This window comes from Streptomyces sp. NBC_01013 (genome assembly GCF_045162765.1).
In the GTDB taxonomy this organism is placed as follows: Bacteria; Actinomycetota; Actinomycetes; order Streptomycetales; family Streptomycetaceae; genus Streptomyces.
The window spans coordinates 2890643-2903560 of the sequence record NZ_CP108687.1 but is presented as its reverse complement, the minus strand read 5'-3'; the positions used below and the strand labels follow the sequence as shown (position 1 = coordinate 2903560).

The 12918-nt window shown below is 70.7% G+C and carries 11 protein-coding genes; 5 read left to right on the top strand and 6 right to left on the bottom strand.

Annotated features, from left to right (window positions below):
- Positions 1 to 116: 116 nt before the first annotated feature.
- Positions 117 to 689: a TetR/AcrR family transcriptional regulator gene (locus tag OG538_RS12220; protein ID WP_406092921.1), complete on the top strand. Its 573-nt coding sequence runs from the start codon at positions 117 to 119 to the stop codon at positions 687 to 689.
- A 190-nt stretch (positions 690 to 879) separates the two neighbouring features.
- Here OG538_RS12220 and OG538_RS12215 read toward each other — a convergent pair whose 3' ends face one another.
- A complete protein-coding gene (locus OG538_RS12215) occupies positions 880 to 2688 on the bottom strand; it encodes a coagulation factor 5/8 type domain-containing protein (protein ID WP_406092919.1) in 1809 nt (602 codons plus the stop codon).
- Positions 2689 to 2969: 281 nt separating this feature from the next.
- On the opposite strand from OG538_RS12215, the gene OG538_RS12210 reads away from it, so the two are divergent.
- Entirely contained in the window at positions 2970 to 3617 is a 648-nt protein-coding gene (locus tag OG538_RS12210) for a class I SAM-dependent DNA methyltransferase (RefSeq protein WP_406100090.1), read from the top strand.
- A 55-nt stretch (positions 3618 to 3672) separates the two neighbouring features.
- Here OG538_RS12210 and OG538_RS12205 read toward each other — a convergent pair whose 3' ends face one another.
- Positions 3673 to 4230, bottom strand: coding sequence for a TetR/AcrR family transcriptional regulator (locus OG538_RS12205; RefSeq protein WP_406092916.1), 558 nt, complete (start codon positions 4228 to 4230; stop codon positions 3673 to 3675).
- 23 nt (positions 4231 to 4253) lie between these two features.
- Positions 4254 to 4832: a sugar O-acetyltransferase gene (locus OG538_RS12200; RefSeq protein ID WP_406092914.1), complete on the bottom strand. Its 579-nt coding sequence runs from the start codon at positions 4830 to 4832 to the stop codon at positions 4254 to 4256.
- Positions 4833 to 4908: 76 nt separating this feature from the next.
- Here OG538_RS12200 and OG538_RS12195 point away from each other — a divergent pair, with 76 nt between their 5' ends.
- Complete coding sequence (locus OG538_RS12195; RefSeq protein WP_406092912.1) at positions 4909 to 6105, top strand: MFS transporter; 1197 nt, start codon at positions 4909 to 4911, stop codon at positions 6103 to 6105.
- 250 nt (positions 6106 to 6355) lie between these two features.
- Positions 6356 to 7147 carry a hypothetical protein gene (locus OG538_RS12190; RefSeq protein ID WP_406092910.1) on the top strand — a complete coding sequence of 264 codons (792 nt, stop codon included), beginning with the start codon at positions 6356 to 6358 and terminating at the stop codon, positions 7145 to 7147.
- Between the two features lie 247 nt (positions 7148 to 7394).
- On the opposite strand, the gene thrS is transcribed toward OG538_RS12190, so the two are convergent.
- The 3 genes from thrS to OG538_RS12175 form a co-directional block, all read right to left on the bottom strand.
- Positions 7395 to 8693 carry a threonine--tRNA ligase gene (gene thrS, locus OG538_RS12185; protein WP_406100089.1) on the bottom strand — a complete coding sequence of 433 codons (1299 nt, stop codon included), beginning with the start codon at positions 8691 to 8693 and terminating at the stop codon, positions 7395 to 7397.
- 117 nt (positions 8694 to 8810) lie between these two features.
- A complete protein-coding gene (locus OG538_RS12180; protein ID WP_406092908.1) occupies positions 8811 to 9551 on the bottom strand; it encodes a class F sortase in 741 nt (246 codons plus the stop codon).
- Between the two features lie 164 nt (positions 9552 to 9715).
- The gene (locus OG538_RS12175; RefSeq protein ID WP_406092906.1) at positions 9716 to 10504 is read right to left on the bottom strand and encodes a hypothetical protein; all 789 of its coding nucleotides are present in this window, start codon (positions 10502 to 10504) and stop codon (positions 9716 to 9718) included.
- A gap of 398 nt (positions 10505 to 10902) precedes the next feature.
- On the opposite strand from OG538_RS12175, the gene OG538_RS12170 reads away from it, so the two are divergent.
- Positions 10903 to 12918 (top strand): GTP-binding protein, encoded by a 2016-nt coding sequence (locus OG538_RS12170; protein ID WP_406092904.1) that lies wholly within the window; start codon positions 10903 to 10905, stop codon positions 12916 to 12918.

The following is a 12918-nucleotide window of genomic DNA, read 5'->3' as shown; positions in this document are numbered from 1 at the left end:
ACCCGCCGCACCCGGACGCAGTCCGGCAGCGAGTGTCAGCGGCCGACAGTCAATGTCAGCGACTGACATCACCCTACGCCTGATGTCTGTCACTGTCATCACATAGAATCTGCGGCATGAGTCGATGGGAGCCGAACGCGCGCGGCCGGCTGGAGCAGGCGGCAATGGAGCTCTACGGCGAGCGCGGTTACGAACAGACGACCGTGACCGAGATCGCCGCACGAGCAGGCCTCACCGAGCGGACGTTCTTCCGGCACTACGCCGACAAGCGTGAAGTCCTGTTCGGGGGCTCGCTCCTGCTCCAGGAGCTCCTCGTGAACACCCTCACCGAAGCGCCCGCGGCGGCGTCGCCGATCGACGCGGTGGCCGTGGCCCTCCACGCCGCCGCGGCGGTGTTCGACGAGCGTCGCGAGCAGTCCAGGCGGCGCCAGAAAGTCATCTCGGCCAACGCGGAACTGAGGGAACGCGAGCTGATCAAGCTCGCCTCCCTGTCCGCGGCGCTCGCCGACTCCCTTCGCGAGCGCGGTGTCGCGGAACCGGCCGCGAGTTTGGCGGGCGAGGCGGGGGTCGCCGTGTTCAAGGTCGCCTTCGAGCGCTGGATCGCCGGTGCCGACGAGCGGACCATGGGCGCGTTCATCCAGGAGTCCCTCGACGAGCTCAAGGCCGTGACGACGGGCGGCGGCGTCTGAGGTGTGTGCCCGGGCCCGGCATGCGGCTGGGCGTGGCAGGCGTCTGGTCCCGATCGACGGCGGGGAGCCAAGCGGCGGGGCCTGGTGACGGGTGACGGCCGGTGAGCCGCTGACGGCGGGCGGCGAGGCCGGACAGCGGTGCGCCCCGCCATGGAGTGACGGGGCGCACCGCTCGGGAAGGGGAGCCCCGCTACGGGAAGGACACCACCTGCGACGGAACGGTGTCCGTCCCCGCCGTGGGTGATCCGGTGTTGTTGATGACGTGTTCGTACTGGCCCTGGCCGCCGAGGGAGACGACGAGCAGGTCGTGGAATTTGACGCCGGGTTTGACCGGTGCCTGGAAGCCGTGGTCCTGGCGGATGGTGGGGTCGACGTTGAAGTAGCAGTAGCTGCCCAGGCCCCAGCCCTCGTGGGTGGTGACGGTGTCGTCGACCTTGTAGGCGGCGTATCCCTTGGTGCTGCCGTTCTGGATGGCGGCCTGGTTGGGGGCGTCGTACGCCTTCTCGTTCTGGAAGAAGATCGTTTTGCCGTTCTCCCCGGACCAGTGGACGTCGTACTTGTTGAAGTGTTCGACGAACAGGCCGGTTGCCAGGACGTCGTCGCCGTTGACCTGGAGGCCGTAGTCGGCCCGGTTGGTTTCCCAGCCGACTCCGTCGCCGTGGTCGGCGCGCCACAGCCAGGTGTGGTCGACGATCGTGTCGTTGTTGTTGATGACCATGCCGGTGGTGGCCTTGCCGGCTCCCGCGCCGCCGACCCGGATGAACACGTCCTGGACGGTCGTCGGGTTCGCGGTGTGGTCGGCCGAGGCGCCGTCGGGGCCGATCTGGACCAGTACCTGTGAGTTCTGCGGGCCGGCGTCGACGAGGAGTCCGGCGAGTTTGACGCCGTCCACGTCGCCGACCCTGAGGGCGGTGACGCCGTTGTCGGGGATGATCGTGGCGAGTCCCAGGCCGAGTGCGACCGTGTTGGCGCGGTCGATGTTGATGGTCTGGTCGACGTGGTAGACGCCGGGGGTGAACAGCAGGTGCAGGCCTTGCTGGACGGCGGCGTTGATGGTTGCGGCGGTGGCGCCGGGCTTCACCACGTAGAACTGGCTCAGCGGGATGGACTCGCCCTGCGGGGTGCCGTTCCATGAGACGCCGCGGGCGTTGGTGCGCTTGGCGGGGACGAAGACCTTGTAGTCGTTGCCGTCGAGGTAGAGGAAGGGCTTTTCGCGGGAGACGGGGGTGGTGTCCAGGGTGGTGTACGGGGGGTTGGGGAAGCTCTGGGCGGGTGCGTTCTCGACGCCGGAGAACGTCATGTTCCAGACGCCGTTGCCCCAGCTGCCGATGGAGCTGTCGCGGGTGTACCACTGTTGTTGTGAGTAGGGGCCGACCTGGCCGTCGATCTTGCTGTCGGCGATGTACCCGCCGCTTGCCCAGCCGTAGCCGTTCGGTGCGAGGTTGAGGCCGCCCTTGACGTGCATCCGGCGGAAGGGTGCTGCCTGTGAGACGGCCCAGCGGTCGGTGCCGTTCACCGGGTTGAGGGCGAGGTTCTCGGCGGAGCGCCAGAAGTTCTGGGTGGCGTTCCCGTTGAACCAGCCCGCGTCGACGGTCACGTCGCCGTTGAACGTGGTGTCGTCCGGCTTGAGCCCGAGACCGGCTATCTGGGTGTAGAAGCCGATCTGCGCGTTGATGTTGTTGTACGTGCCCGGCTTGAACATCAGCGCGTAGCGGCCGGTCCCGAACTGGGCCGACTCCTGCTGCTTGAAGACCTCGTCGACCTTCGCCTGGATGTCAGGCGTCGACGGGTCGAACACCATCACGTTGGGTCCGAGGTCGCCGCCGCCCTCGATGGCCTGCGCATCCTCGCCGAAGGCGGTCTGCGCCGTGGGGACGGCCATGAGCAGCGAAACGGCGAGAGCGGCGAACCCGAACGTGCGGGGCCGGCGCCTGCGACGGGCGGCGAGGGGGGTTCCCGTGGGGGGAGCCGTGGGAGGTTCCGTGGGGGGAACATGCATGGGGTACGTCTCCAGAGTCGTGGTAACGAGATGACACGACGAGCTTGTGGGGAAGCTGTTGAGAGCGCTCTCTGACGGGAGTTGATGGTTCCGTCGTTACCCGGAAGTCGTCAAGAGGTGTGCCGCAGGAGCCTCAACCGATCTCCCTGTTCGCAACAATTAACAGCAGTGGCACGGCAATTGAGCCGGTCTGCGCTCAGTTCGGGGTGCGCTTGGGTTCAGAGGGTGATGCGGTGGCGCACGAGCCGCCGGGGCCCTTAGGGTCGGGCGGTGTGACCGACATGCCCACCCTGCCCGCGACCCGCGCCTACTACGACACCGTGGCCGAGGACTATGCGGAACGGGTGAAACTCCCCTTCGCGCAGGACGTGCTGGGGCGCGCGATGCTCGGTGCGTTCGCCGAGGAGGTGCGGACCGACGGCGGGCTGCCCGTGGCCGATCTCGGGTGCGGCCCGGGGCATGTGGCCGCCCATCTGGCCGGGCTCGGCCTCTCCGTGTCCGGCGTGGACCTGTCGTCCCGCATGGTGGACATCGCCCGTCGCGGCCATCCGGGTCTGCGGTTCGAGGTGGGGTCGATGGACGCCCTCGGCTACCCGGACGGCGGCCTCGGCGGCATCGTCGCGTGGTGGTCGATCCTCCACACCCCGCCGGATCTGCTGCCTCGGCTGTTCGCCGAGTTCCGGCGTGTCCTGACCCCCGGGGGCCGGCTCCTGCTGGGGTTCCACGCCGGGGACGGCGAGGCGTACACGGGGCAGAAGCGCGACAACGGCGTGGCCTACTCCATCCATCTGCTCGACCCCGCACGGGTCGGTGCCCAGCTGGAACAGGCCGGGTTCACCGTCACCGCGCAGCTGATCGGCGAGGGAGAGAAGTGGCCTCAGGCGTGCGTGCTCGCCAGGGGCGCCGACCGGGCGGCATCGAAGGAATGACCTGGCCGGCACCTTGGTCAGGTGGGGTGCCGGCCAGGGGTCTTGGGGGCGCAGGTCAGGGACGGGTGCCGGGGGCCCGGGTGATGCGGGCGATCGCCTCGACGGTCAGGGCCCGGTCGTGGGGCGCCGTCTCCAGGGCGCGGTGGATGGACAGGCCCTCGATCAACGCGTCGAGCTGACGTGCCGTCGCCGCGTCGAAGTGCCACTCCAGCGCGACGCGGCTGCGGCGCATCCACTCCCGGGTCAGCTCGCGGTAGGCGGGCTTGCGGGCGGCGAGTGTGTACAGCTCGTGGGTGAGGACGAGCTCGCGCTGGTTGCCGCCGGACAGGTGGTGGACCAGGTCGGCGACCGCCTCCCGGGCCTCGTCGGGCGTGGTGGCGGCGCCGAGTCGTTCCTCGAAGACGGCGACGATGCTGCTGGAGAAGCGGACGAACGCCTCCCGCAGCAGCTCGTCCATGCCACCGAAGTGATACGTCATCGAGCCGAGCGGCACACCGGCACGGGCGGCGACCTTGCGGTGCGAGGTCCCGGCGACCCCTTCCTCGGCGATCAGGTCGAGCGCGGCGGCGATGATGCGCTCCCGCCGCTCGGGGTCGTTCTGTCCGGTCGCCACGTGTTTCCTTCTGCCGAGAATTTCTAGATCGAGCGGATCACCCGGGCCGGGTTGCCGACCGCGACCACGTTGGCGGGGACGTCCTTGGTCACGACGGCTCCCGCGCCGATGACGCTGTTGTCCCCGATCGTCACCCCTGCCAGCACGATCGCGCCGCCGCCCAGCCAGACATTGTCGCCGATCGTGATCGGCCTCGCGGCCTCCAGCTTGTTCCGGCGCGGCTCCGGCTCCACCGGATGGGTGGGGGTGAGCAGTTGCACGTTGGGTCCGATCTGGCAGTCGCGACCGATGGTGATCGGGGCCACGTCCAGAGCGGTGAGGTTGTAGTTGATGAAGGTGTCCTCGCCGACCGTGATGTACGTGCCGTAGTCCACGTACAGCGGCGGCCGGATGTGGGCACCTGCGCCGACACCACCCAGGAGCTCGGCGACGACGGGCTGTGCGGCGTCGGGGTCCTCGGTGTAGGCCGCGAGATACCGGGCGGCCAGCCGCACGGCGCGCCGCTGGGCCTCCACGATCGAGGGGTCATCGGCGATGTAGAGGTCCCCGGCGAGCATCCGCTCATGGTTCGTACGCGGGTCTCCCGCGAAGTGGTCCGTCATGAGTACGAGCGTACACTTCAAGGGCGTACGATCGTACGCTCCTGTTGAATTCCCTCCCGGACTGCCGAGGCCCCTCATGGATGCCGCAACACGTCGTCGGCGTGCCGCCCTGTTCCTCTTCATGCTCGCCGCCGGAACCGGTATGGCCTCCTGGGTGGCGCGCACCCCGGCCGTCAGGGACGGACTCGATGTGTCCACCGGTGCGATGGGGCTGGTGCTGTTCGGGCTGTCCACCGGTTCGATGGCCGGTGTGACCGCCTCCGGCCCACTCGTACGCCGTTACGGGGCCCGGGCCGCCATCACCACCGGTGCGGCGCTGGTCGTCGCCGGACTGCTGGTCGTCGCCGCGGGCACGGGCCTGGCCCTGGCGGGCGGCGTCTTCTGCGGACTGGCCCTGTTCGGCGGCGGGATGGGACTGGCCGAGGTCGCGTTCAACATCGAGGGCGCGGACGTGGAGCAGGTCATCGGCCGGCCCGTGCTGCCGGTGCTGCACGGCTGTTTCAGCCTGGGCACCGTGGTCGGGGCGCTGCTCGGCATGGGGCTGACCGCTGCGGCGTTCCCCGTCGGCCTGCATCTTGCGGCCGTCGCGGTACTCGTCGCCGCCGCCGCGGTCCTGGCCGTCCGTGCGCTCCCGCACGGCACGGGCAAGGAGGCGGCCGGCACCTCCGGTCCGGGCGGGTGGCGGGGCCAGTTGGAGGTGTGGCGGGACCGGCGGTTGATTCTCATCGGGGTGATCGTGCTGGCCATGGCCTTCGCGGAGGGCGCCGCGAACGACTGGCTGCCGCTGCTCATGGTGGACGGCTACGAGGTGAGCGCCACCGCGGGCTCGCTGACCTTCCTGGTCTTCGCCTCCTCGATGACGCTCGGCCGCTTCGCCGGTGGCCCCCTGCTGCAGCGCTTCGGCCCCGTCCAGGTCGTCCGGATCAGCGCGGTCGTCGCCGCGCTGGGCCTGGCGGTGGTGATCGTTTCGCCGAGCCCGGCGATGGCGGGTGCCGCAACGGTGCTGTGGGGGCTGGGTGCCTCGCTCGGGTTCCCGGTCACCGTCTCCGCGGCCGGTGACCACCCGCACAACGCGGCAGCACGGGTCGGCGCGGTGTCCACAGCCGGCTATGTTGCCTTCCTCGTCGGCCCACCCGCGCTGGGCTTCCTCGCCGACCACGTCGGGCTCCGGCTCACGATGACCGTGGTTCTCGCCCTGCTGATCGCCGCGTCCACGCTGGCCGGGGCGCTCGGCACCGACCGCGACGCCCAGACGGAGCCCATCACGGCATAGGGCGCCCCCAGGGCTTACCCCGCGAGAGTTGGGACCAGCTCCGAGGAGCTGGTCCGGGCGGCCAAGGGGGGTGTCGTGTTCCGGGGCTCCGCTCGTCCGTGCCTCGGGCGAAGCGCCGGCCCACGGCCGTCCGGCATGTCCGCGCCTGACCCTGCCGCCGCTCGCCACCGTGCGGTTGCGCCGGGTCTGACGTGTGAGCGGCGTTCTATAGTCGCCCGGGTCGACCGTTTTCATGGGGGGTCAGGAACACATGCAGTCCAGGAGATCGCTGGCCGTCGTCCTGCTGAGCGCCGTCGCCGTGCTGCTGCTCGGCGCGTGCGGTACCCAGCGGGTCGATGCCGGTGCGCCGACGACGGAAGCGCCGCACTGGCAGACGTTCGCGCCGTTCCGCGTGACCGCCGCCCGGCTCTCCGACGGCGGGCGCGCACTCAGTGTCGACGTGGAGGTGCCCGGCAAGGGCAAGACCTGCGCACGCGAGCTGAAGGCGGTCGTGACCTCCACCTCGGAGCGCACCGTGTGGGTGCAGGTCACCTTCTCCTCCCTGACCGGCGACCCGCACGCCGACTGCTCGGAGACGGCCACCGGCACGGCGAAGGTGCGGCTGCCGTCCCCGCTCGGCCACCGCGAACTGGCCGTGGACAACGACACGGCGTTCACCACGGACGACGCCGACCTGCCCGACCTGCGTCTGTGCGGCGACCGCGGCTGCCACCCCGCACCCACCGGCTGCACCCCCGCGTCCTACGACCAGGCGGTGGCGGCGCTCGACGTGCCGAACCACACCTCCCGCGGCGAGGAGCACTGCGACGGGAAGTGGCTGGTGTTCGACGTGTCCTCGCGCATGGGCCCGGCCTGCGCCGAGGGCGAGGGGCCGGGCTGTGGGGTGAGCGTCGGCGGCCGGTGGTTCTTCCGGGCCGAGGAGGCGGGCTGGGTGCCCCTGGCCCGCGGCACGAAGGCCGGCTGCGTCGACGTGCACCGCGTCGAGCCCGCCTTCCCGGACGCCCTGTGCGCCGGCCTGCCCGCCCTGCGGCGCTCGAACTGAGCATCGCCCCAGCGCTGTTGAACTCTCCGGTCCGCTGCCGGGGCACCCGCGGCGCCTCGCGCAGGAGCCCGGCGTCCAGGGCCGCTTCGAGCACCGCGGGATCGGTCAGGACGTGTCCGGCCGATCATGTGCCGAGCCGGATGGTGCGGGCCGCTGCGGTGGCGGCCCCGAAGAAGACCTACGTCCGAGGGCCTTCGTCCCGATCATGCCGGACCTGCGAGCCCGGCATGATCCGGACGGACAGCCCTTAGTCCCACAGCTCGGTGCTGTGCGCCGCGATCAGCGCACTGATCCGTTCCAGGGCCTGCGAGGCCGCCAGCGGGTCGAGGCGGCGGCCGTCCCGCAGGCGCAGCGCCACCAGGTCGTCGGCCGCCTCCGCGGCGCCGATGACCACCTGGTACGGCACCAGCCGGGCCTCCCGGATCCTGGCCCCCAGGCTGCCGCGTTCCCGGCCGCCGACCTCCGCGCGGAGCCCGAGTGCGAGGCAACGGCGGGCCAGCGCCTCGGCGTTCGGCAGCTCGGCGTCCGAGACCGGCAGGATCATCAACTGGACCGGGGACAGCCAGGCGGGGAACGCTCCGCCGTGCTGCTCGATGAGGTGGGCGACGGCCCGCTCCACGCTGCCGATGATGCTGCGGTGCACCATGACCGGCCGGTGTTTCGCCCCGTCCGCGCCGACGTAGTGCAGGTCGAACTGTTCCGGCTGGTGGAAGTCGACCTGGACGGTCGACAGGGTCGCCTCGCGGCCCGCAGTATCGGCGACCTGGACGTCGATCTTCGGGCCGTAGAACGCCGCCTCGCCCTCGGCCGCCTCGTACGGCAGCCCGGACGCGTCGAGGACCTCGGTCAGCAGGGCGGTGGAGCGCTGCCACATCGCGGGAGCGGCGACGTACTTCCCACCCGGCCCCGGAAGCGAGAGCCGGAAGCGGGCCGGACGGATGCCGAGTGCCTCGTACGCCCGGCGGATCATGTCCAGCGCGGCGCGCGCCTCCCCGGCGACCTGGTCCAGGGTGCAGAAGATGTGGGCGTCGTTCAGCTGGATGGCCCGTACCCGGGTCAGCCCGCCGAGCACTCCTGACAGCTCGGAGCGGTACATGCCGCCCAGCTCGGCCATCCGCAGCGGAAGCTCGCGGTAGCTGTGCGAGCGGGAGCGGTAGATGACGGCATGGTGCGGGCACAGGCTCGGTCGAAGCACGATCTGTTCGCCGCCGAGGTCCATCGGCGGGAACATGTCGTCGCTGTAGTGCGACCAGTGCCCCGAGATCTCGTACAGCTCCCGCTTGCCGAGCACCGGCGAGTACACGTGCCGGTAGCCCGCCAGCCGCTCTGCGCCACGGATGTACTCCTCCAGGGTGTGCCGCAGCGCCGCGCCGTCCGGCAGCCAGTACGGAAGTCCCGCGCCGATCAGCGGGTCGGTGTCGAACAGCTCCAGCTCGCGGCCGAGTCTGCGGTGGTCGTGCATGGCGGTCTCCTCGCGTACGAAGGGCGAGTGACCGCAAGCAGAAGCCCCGGGGCACTCGCCCCGGGGCTCTGGACTTCTCAGCAGTCAGCGCGCCGGGACACTCTCCGGCGTCGTCGTCATCGCAGCGCGCTTCATACCGGGGACGCTAGCAGTGGCCCTCTGCCCGTCGCACGGCGTTTTGCGCCGGGGGAGCACGGCGACTCATCCCTTCTTGACCGAGTCGAGGTGCGCGAACACGACCACGTTGTCCTCGTAGTCCTTGGCCTTCCTGTCGTAGTTGCCGCCGCACGTGATCAGGCGCAGCTGGGCGTCCGGCGTGTCGGCGTAGACCCGCTTGTCGGGGAACTTCGCCTTGCTGAACGTCTCGACGGTGTCGACCTTGAACGTGGCCACCGTGCCGTCCGCACGCGTGATGTCGACCCCCGATCCGGGCTGCAGGAAACGCAGTTGGAGGAAGACGGCCGGGCCGGTCTTCGTGTCGACGTGGCCCGCCACGATCGACGCGCCGCGCTCGCCGGGCGTCACACCGTCCTTGAACCAGCCGACCAGGTTCTTGTCGTTCGGGGGAGGGGCGTCGAGGCGGCCGGAGGCGCCGATCGCGAGCGGGGTGAAGGGGGCGTCCACGGCGAGAGCGGGGATCTTGAGCCGCGTCGGTACGGAACGGGACAGGGCCGGCGCGGCCGTGGGGGAGGGAGAGGGGGAGGCCTGGCGCGGGACGCCGGCCGCCGGTGAGGAGCCGGTGGCCGCGGGGGCCGGAGTGGCGGGCGCCGCGGCGGCGGGCGGGGCGGGTGGTTTGTCGTCGGCCGAGGGGCCGATGGAGTTGTAGATGAGGAGCATGCCGAGCCCGGCCACTGCGGCGGGCCAGAGCAGGGCGCGGCCGAGGCCGACGGTGGGGGTGGCAGTCCGGGAGGAGGGGGAACCGGGCGACTGCGGGGCGGCCATGGGAACGTGCCTTTCGTCCGTGCGGGGCGTTGCGGTGTGAGGGGCGCGGGGCGGGGCCGGGGCGGCGCCCTGGCCATGAATCCGGGGAAACGACGGCGCCGCGGCCGCCGTCCGGAGGGACGGCGGCCGCGACAACGAAGTGAGCGGCTCGCGATGCGGCCGGGTCAGGCCATCGCGCCACCCGTCGCCTGACGGCGGCGCACCTTGTACGCGCCGACACCGACACCGCCGAGGAGCAGCAGCGAACCGGCCGCCAGACCGCCGCCGGTCATGGCCATCGCGCCACCACCGGTGTGCATGCCGCCGCTGGGCTTGTCCTTCTTCCAGCCCTCGTCGCTCTTCTCGGTCTTCTCACCCTTCTCGGTCTTCTCGCCCTTCGACGTCTTGTCCGTCTTGTCGGCCTCGTCGCTGCCCGGCTGCCATTCCTTGGCGACCGTCATCGACATGGCGCCGCCACCGGCATGCATGCCGCCGCTGGGCTTCTCCTTCTTCCAGTCGGACGAGCCGCTGTCCTCGTCGTTGCCGGGCTGCCATTCCTTGGCGACCGTCATCGACATGGCGCCGCCGCCGGTGTGGACGCCGCCGCTGGGCTTCTCCTTCTTCCAGTCGGACGAGCCGCTGTCCTCGTCGTTGCCGGGCTGCCACTCCTTGGCAACCGTCATCGAGAGTGCGCCGCCGCCGGTGTGGACGCCGCCGTGGGGCTTGTCCTTCTTCCAGCCCTCGTCGTCCGACTTGCCGTGCTCGTCGCCGGCGACCGTCTTGGCCAGGGCGCCGCCGCCGGTGTGAACGCCGCCGTTCGGCTTGTCCTTCTTCCAGCCGCCGTCCTCGCTGCTCGAGGAAGAACCGCTGTCGTGCTCCCAGTCGCCGGCCGTCATGGCGTAGGCGGAGGGAGCGGTGATCGTGAGGACCGCCGTGGCGGCGGCCGTAGCGAACAGGGTGCGGGCAGAGCGCATCTGAACACTTTCCTTTCGTCGCGACTGCGATGAGTGACGGGATGTCGACTCGGAGTGGCGCAGTGGCTACGTGATTCACCGTCAGCCCGGAGCCCGGAACGCGCCATCCGGGAGCCCCGCATTGGAGCTACGGCATAGGGCTCATCGAGTGGCGGACGGCGGATAATCACCCGTTGGACGGCACGGCGCGCCGAGGGGAGGTTTCAGCGCGGCATCCCCCGTTCGCTGACGGCGCCTCACCGCACCGGCGATCACGGCACGGGTAAATGAGTTGCACGGCCGGCCGGCCCGCTGTTGTACTCGCGGCATCAGCCGACAGGACCAGGAGAAATCGATGCGCCGATCTCACATGTTCGTCTCGACGGGAATTCACCCCACCGCTGAGAACATGGAGTTCTGTGCACACGCTGAATCTTGGAATTCTGGCGCATGTCGACGCCGGTAAGACGAGCCTGACCGAGCGGCTGCTCCACACCGCCGGAATCATCGACGAGATCGGCCGCGTCGACGACGGGAATACGCAGACCGATTCCCTCGCGCTCGAACGGCAGCGCGGCATCACGATCAAGTCCGCTGTCGTCTCGTTCCGCCTCGACGACGTCACCGTCAATCTGATCGACACCCCCGGCCACCCGGACTTCATCGCCGAGGTGGAACGGGTCCTGAGCGTGCTCGACGGCGCGGTGCTGGTCATCTCCGCCGTGGAGGGTGTACAGGCGCAGACCCGCGTACTGATGCGCACGCTCCAGCGCCTGCGCATCCCCGCGCTCGTCTTCGTGAACAAGACGGACCGGGCCGGAGCCCGGTACGCGCAGGTGCTGCGCGACATCGAGGAGAAGCTCACGCCGCACGCGGTCGTGATGGGACCCGCCGTCACCGGCCTCGGCACCCGCGAGGCCCGCAGCGTGGCGTACACCGACGGCGACCCCCGGCTCGCGGGCCCGCTCACTGAGCTGCTCACCCGGCACGACGACGCCCTGCTGACCGCGTACGTCGAGGGCGGCGGGAGGCTCTCGCCCGCCCGGCTCCGCGGGGAGCTGAGGGCCCAGACCCGGCGGGCGCGGGTCCACCCGGTGTTCTTCGGCTCGGCCGTCACCGGCGCCGGCGTCACCGCGCTGACCGACGGGATCAAGGAGTTGCTGCCCGCGGCCGGGGGCGACGCGGACGGGCCGGTCTCCGGGACCGTCTTCAAGGTCGAACGCGGCCGGGCCGGCGAGAAGCTGGCCTGGGTCCGGATGTTCTCCGGGACCGTACGTCTCCGCGACCGGTTGACGTTCGGGCAGGGCCCCGGCGCCGTGTCCGAGGGCAAGGTGACGGGCATCCGGGTCTTCTCCGACGGTGCGGACGCCGAGGCCGCGTCGGCGGGGCCGGGGCGGATCGCCAAGCTCCAGGGGCTCGGGGACATCCGCATCGGCGACGCGGTCGGAGACACTCGGGCGGCGGCCACCAGGCACCATTTCGCCCCGCCGACGCTGGAATCCGTGGTGGTACCCGCACCGCCTGCCTCCCGGGGCGCACTGCATTTCGCGCTCGCGCAGCTCGCCGAGCAGGATCCGTTGATCAACCTGCGGCAGGACGACATCCGTAAGGAAGTCTCCCTGTCGCTCTACGGCGAAGTGCAGAAAGAAGTCATCCAGGCGACGCTCGCGGACGAATTCGGAATCGACGTCGCCTTCCGCGGGACCACGACCATCTGCCTGGAAAAACCGTCCGGAACCGGAGCCGCTTTCGAGATCATCGACAAGGACGACAACCCCTTTCTCGCCACAGTCGGACTTCGCGTCGATCCGGCCCCGCCCGGAAGCGGTGTCTCCTACGGGCTGGAGGTGGAGCTCGGCTCGATGCCGTACTCCCTGATGAGAGCCGTCGAGGAGACCGTCTTCGAAACGCTCGCACAGGGCCTGTACGGCTGGCGCGTCACCGACTGCACCGTCACGATGACGCACTCCGGGTACTGGCCCCGGCAGAGCCACTCGCACGGTGTCTTCGACAAGTCCATGTCGAGCACGGCCGGGGACTTCCGCCACCTGACCCCGCTGGTCCTGATGGCCGCACTCCGTCAGGCAGGCACCGTGGTGTACGAGCCGATGCACCGCTTCCGGGCGGAGCTCCCCGCCGACGCGCTCGGGCCGCTCCTGCCGGTTCTCGCCCGTCTGCGGGCCGTCCCAGGCTCTCCGTCCGTCGACGGCACCCGCTGCGTACTGAAGGGCGAGATCCCGGCGGCCCGGGTGCATGAGCTCCAGCAGCGGCTCCCGGGTCTGACCCGGGGGGAAGGGCTGCTGGAGACCGCCTTCGACACCCACCGCCCCGTCACCGGCACCGCCCCTCGCCGCTCCCGCACGGACCGCAACCCGCTCGACCGGAAGGAGTACCTGTCGCACACGGTGAGGCGGGCGGGCGGCGGCCCGGAGTGA

Excerpts from the sequence above, each read along its gene's own strand:
- OG538_RS12220 (WP_406092921.1), top strand. The coding sequence starts at position 117 with ATGAGTCGATGGGAGCCGAACGCGCGCGGCCGGCTGGAGCAGGCGGCA.
- OG538_RS12180 (WP_406092908.1), bottom strand. The coding sequence starts at position 9,551 with ATGGCCGCCCCGCAGTCGCCCGGTTCCCCCTCCTCCCGGACTGCCACC.
- OG538_RS12175 (WP_406092906.1), bottom strand. The coding sequence starts at position 10,504 with ATGCGCTCTGCCCGCACCCTGTTCGCTACGGCCGCCGCCACGGCGGTC.
- OG538_RS12210 (WP_406100090.1), top strand. The coding sequence starts at position 2,970 with ATGCCCACCCTGCCCGCGACCCGCGCCTACTACGACACCGTGGCCGAG.
- OG538_RS12200 (WP_406092914.1), bottom strand. The coding sequence starts at position 4,832 with ATGACGGACCACTTCGCGGGAGACCCGCGTACGAACCATGAGCGGATG.
- OG538_RS12190 (WP_406092910.1), top strand. The coding sequence starts at position 6,356 with ATGCAGTCCAGGAGATCGCTGGCCGTCGTCCTGCTGAGCGCCGTCGCC.
- OG538_RS12195 (WP_406092912.1), top strand. The coding sequence starts at position 4,909 with ATGGATGCCGCAACACGTCGTCGGCGTGCCGCCCTGTTCCTCTTCATG.
- OG538_RS12215 (WP_406092919.1), bottom strand. The coding sequence starts at position 2,688 with ATGCATGTTCCCCCCACGGAACCTCCCACGGCTCCCCCCACGGGAACC.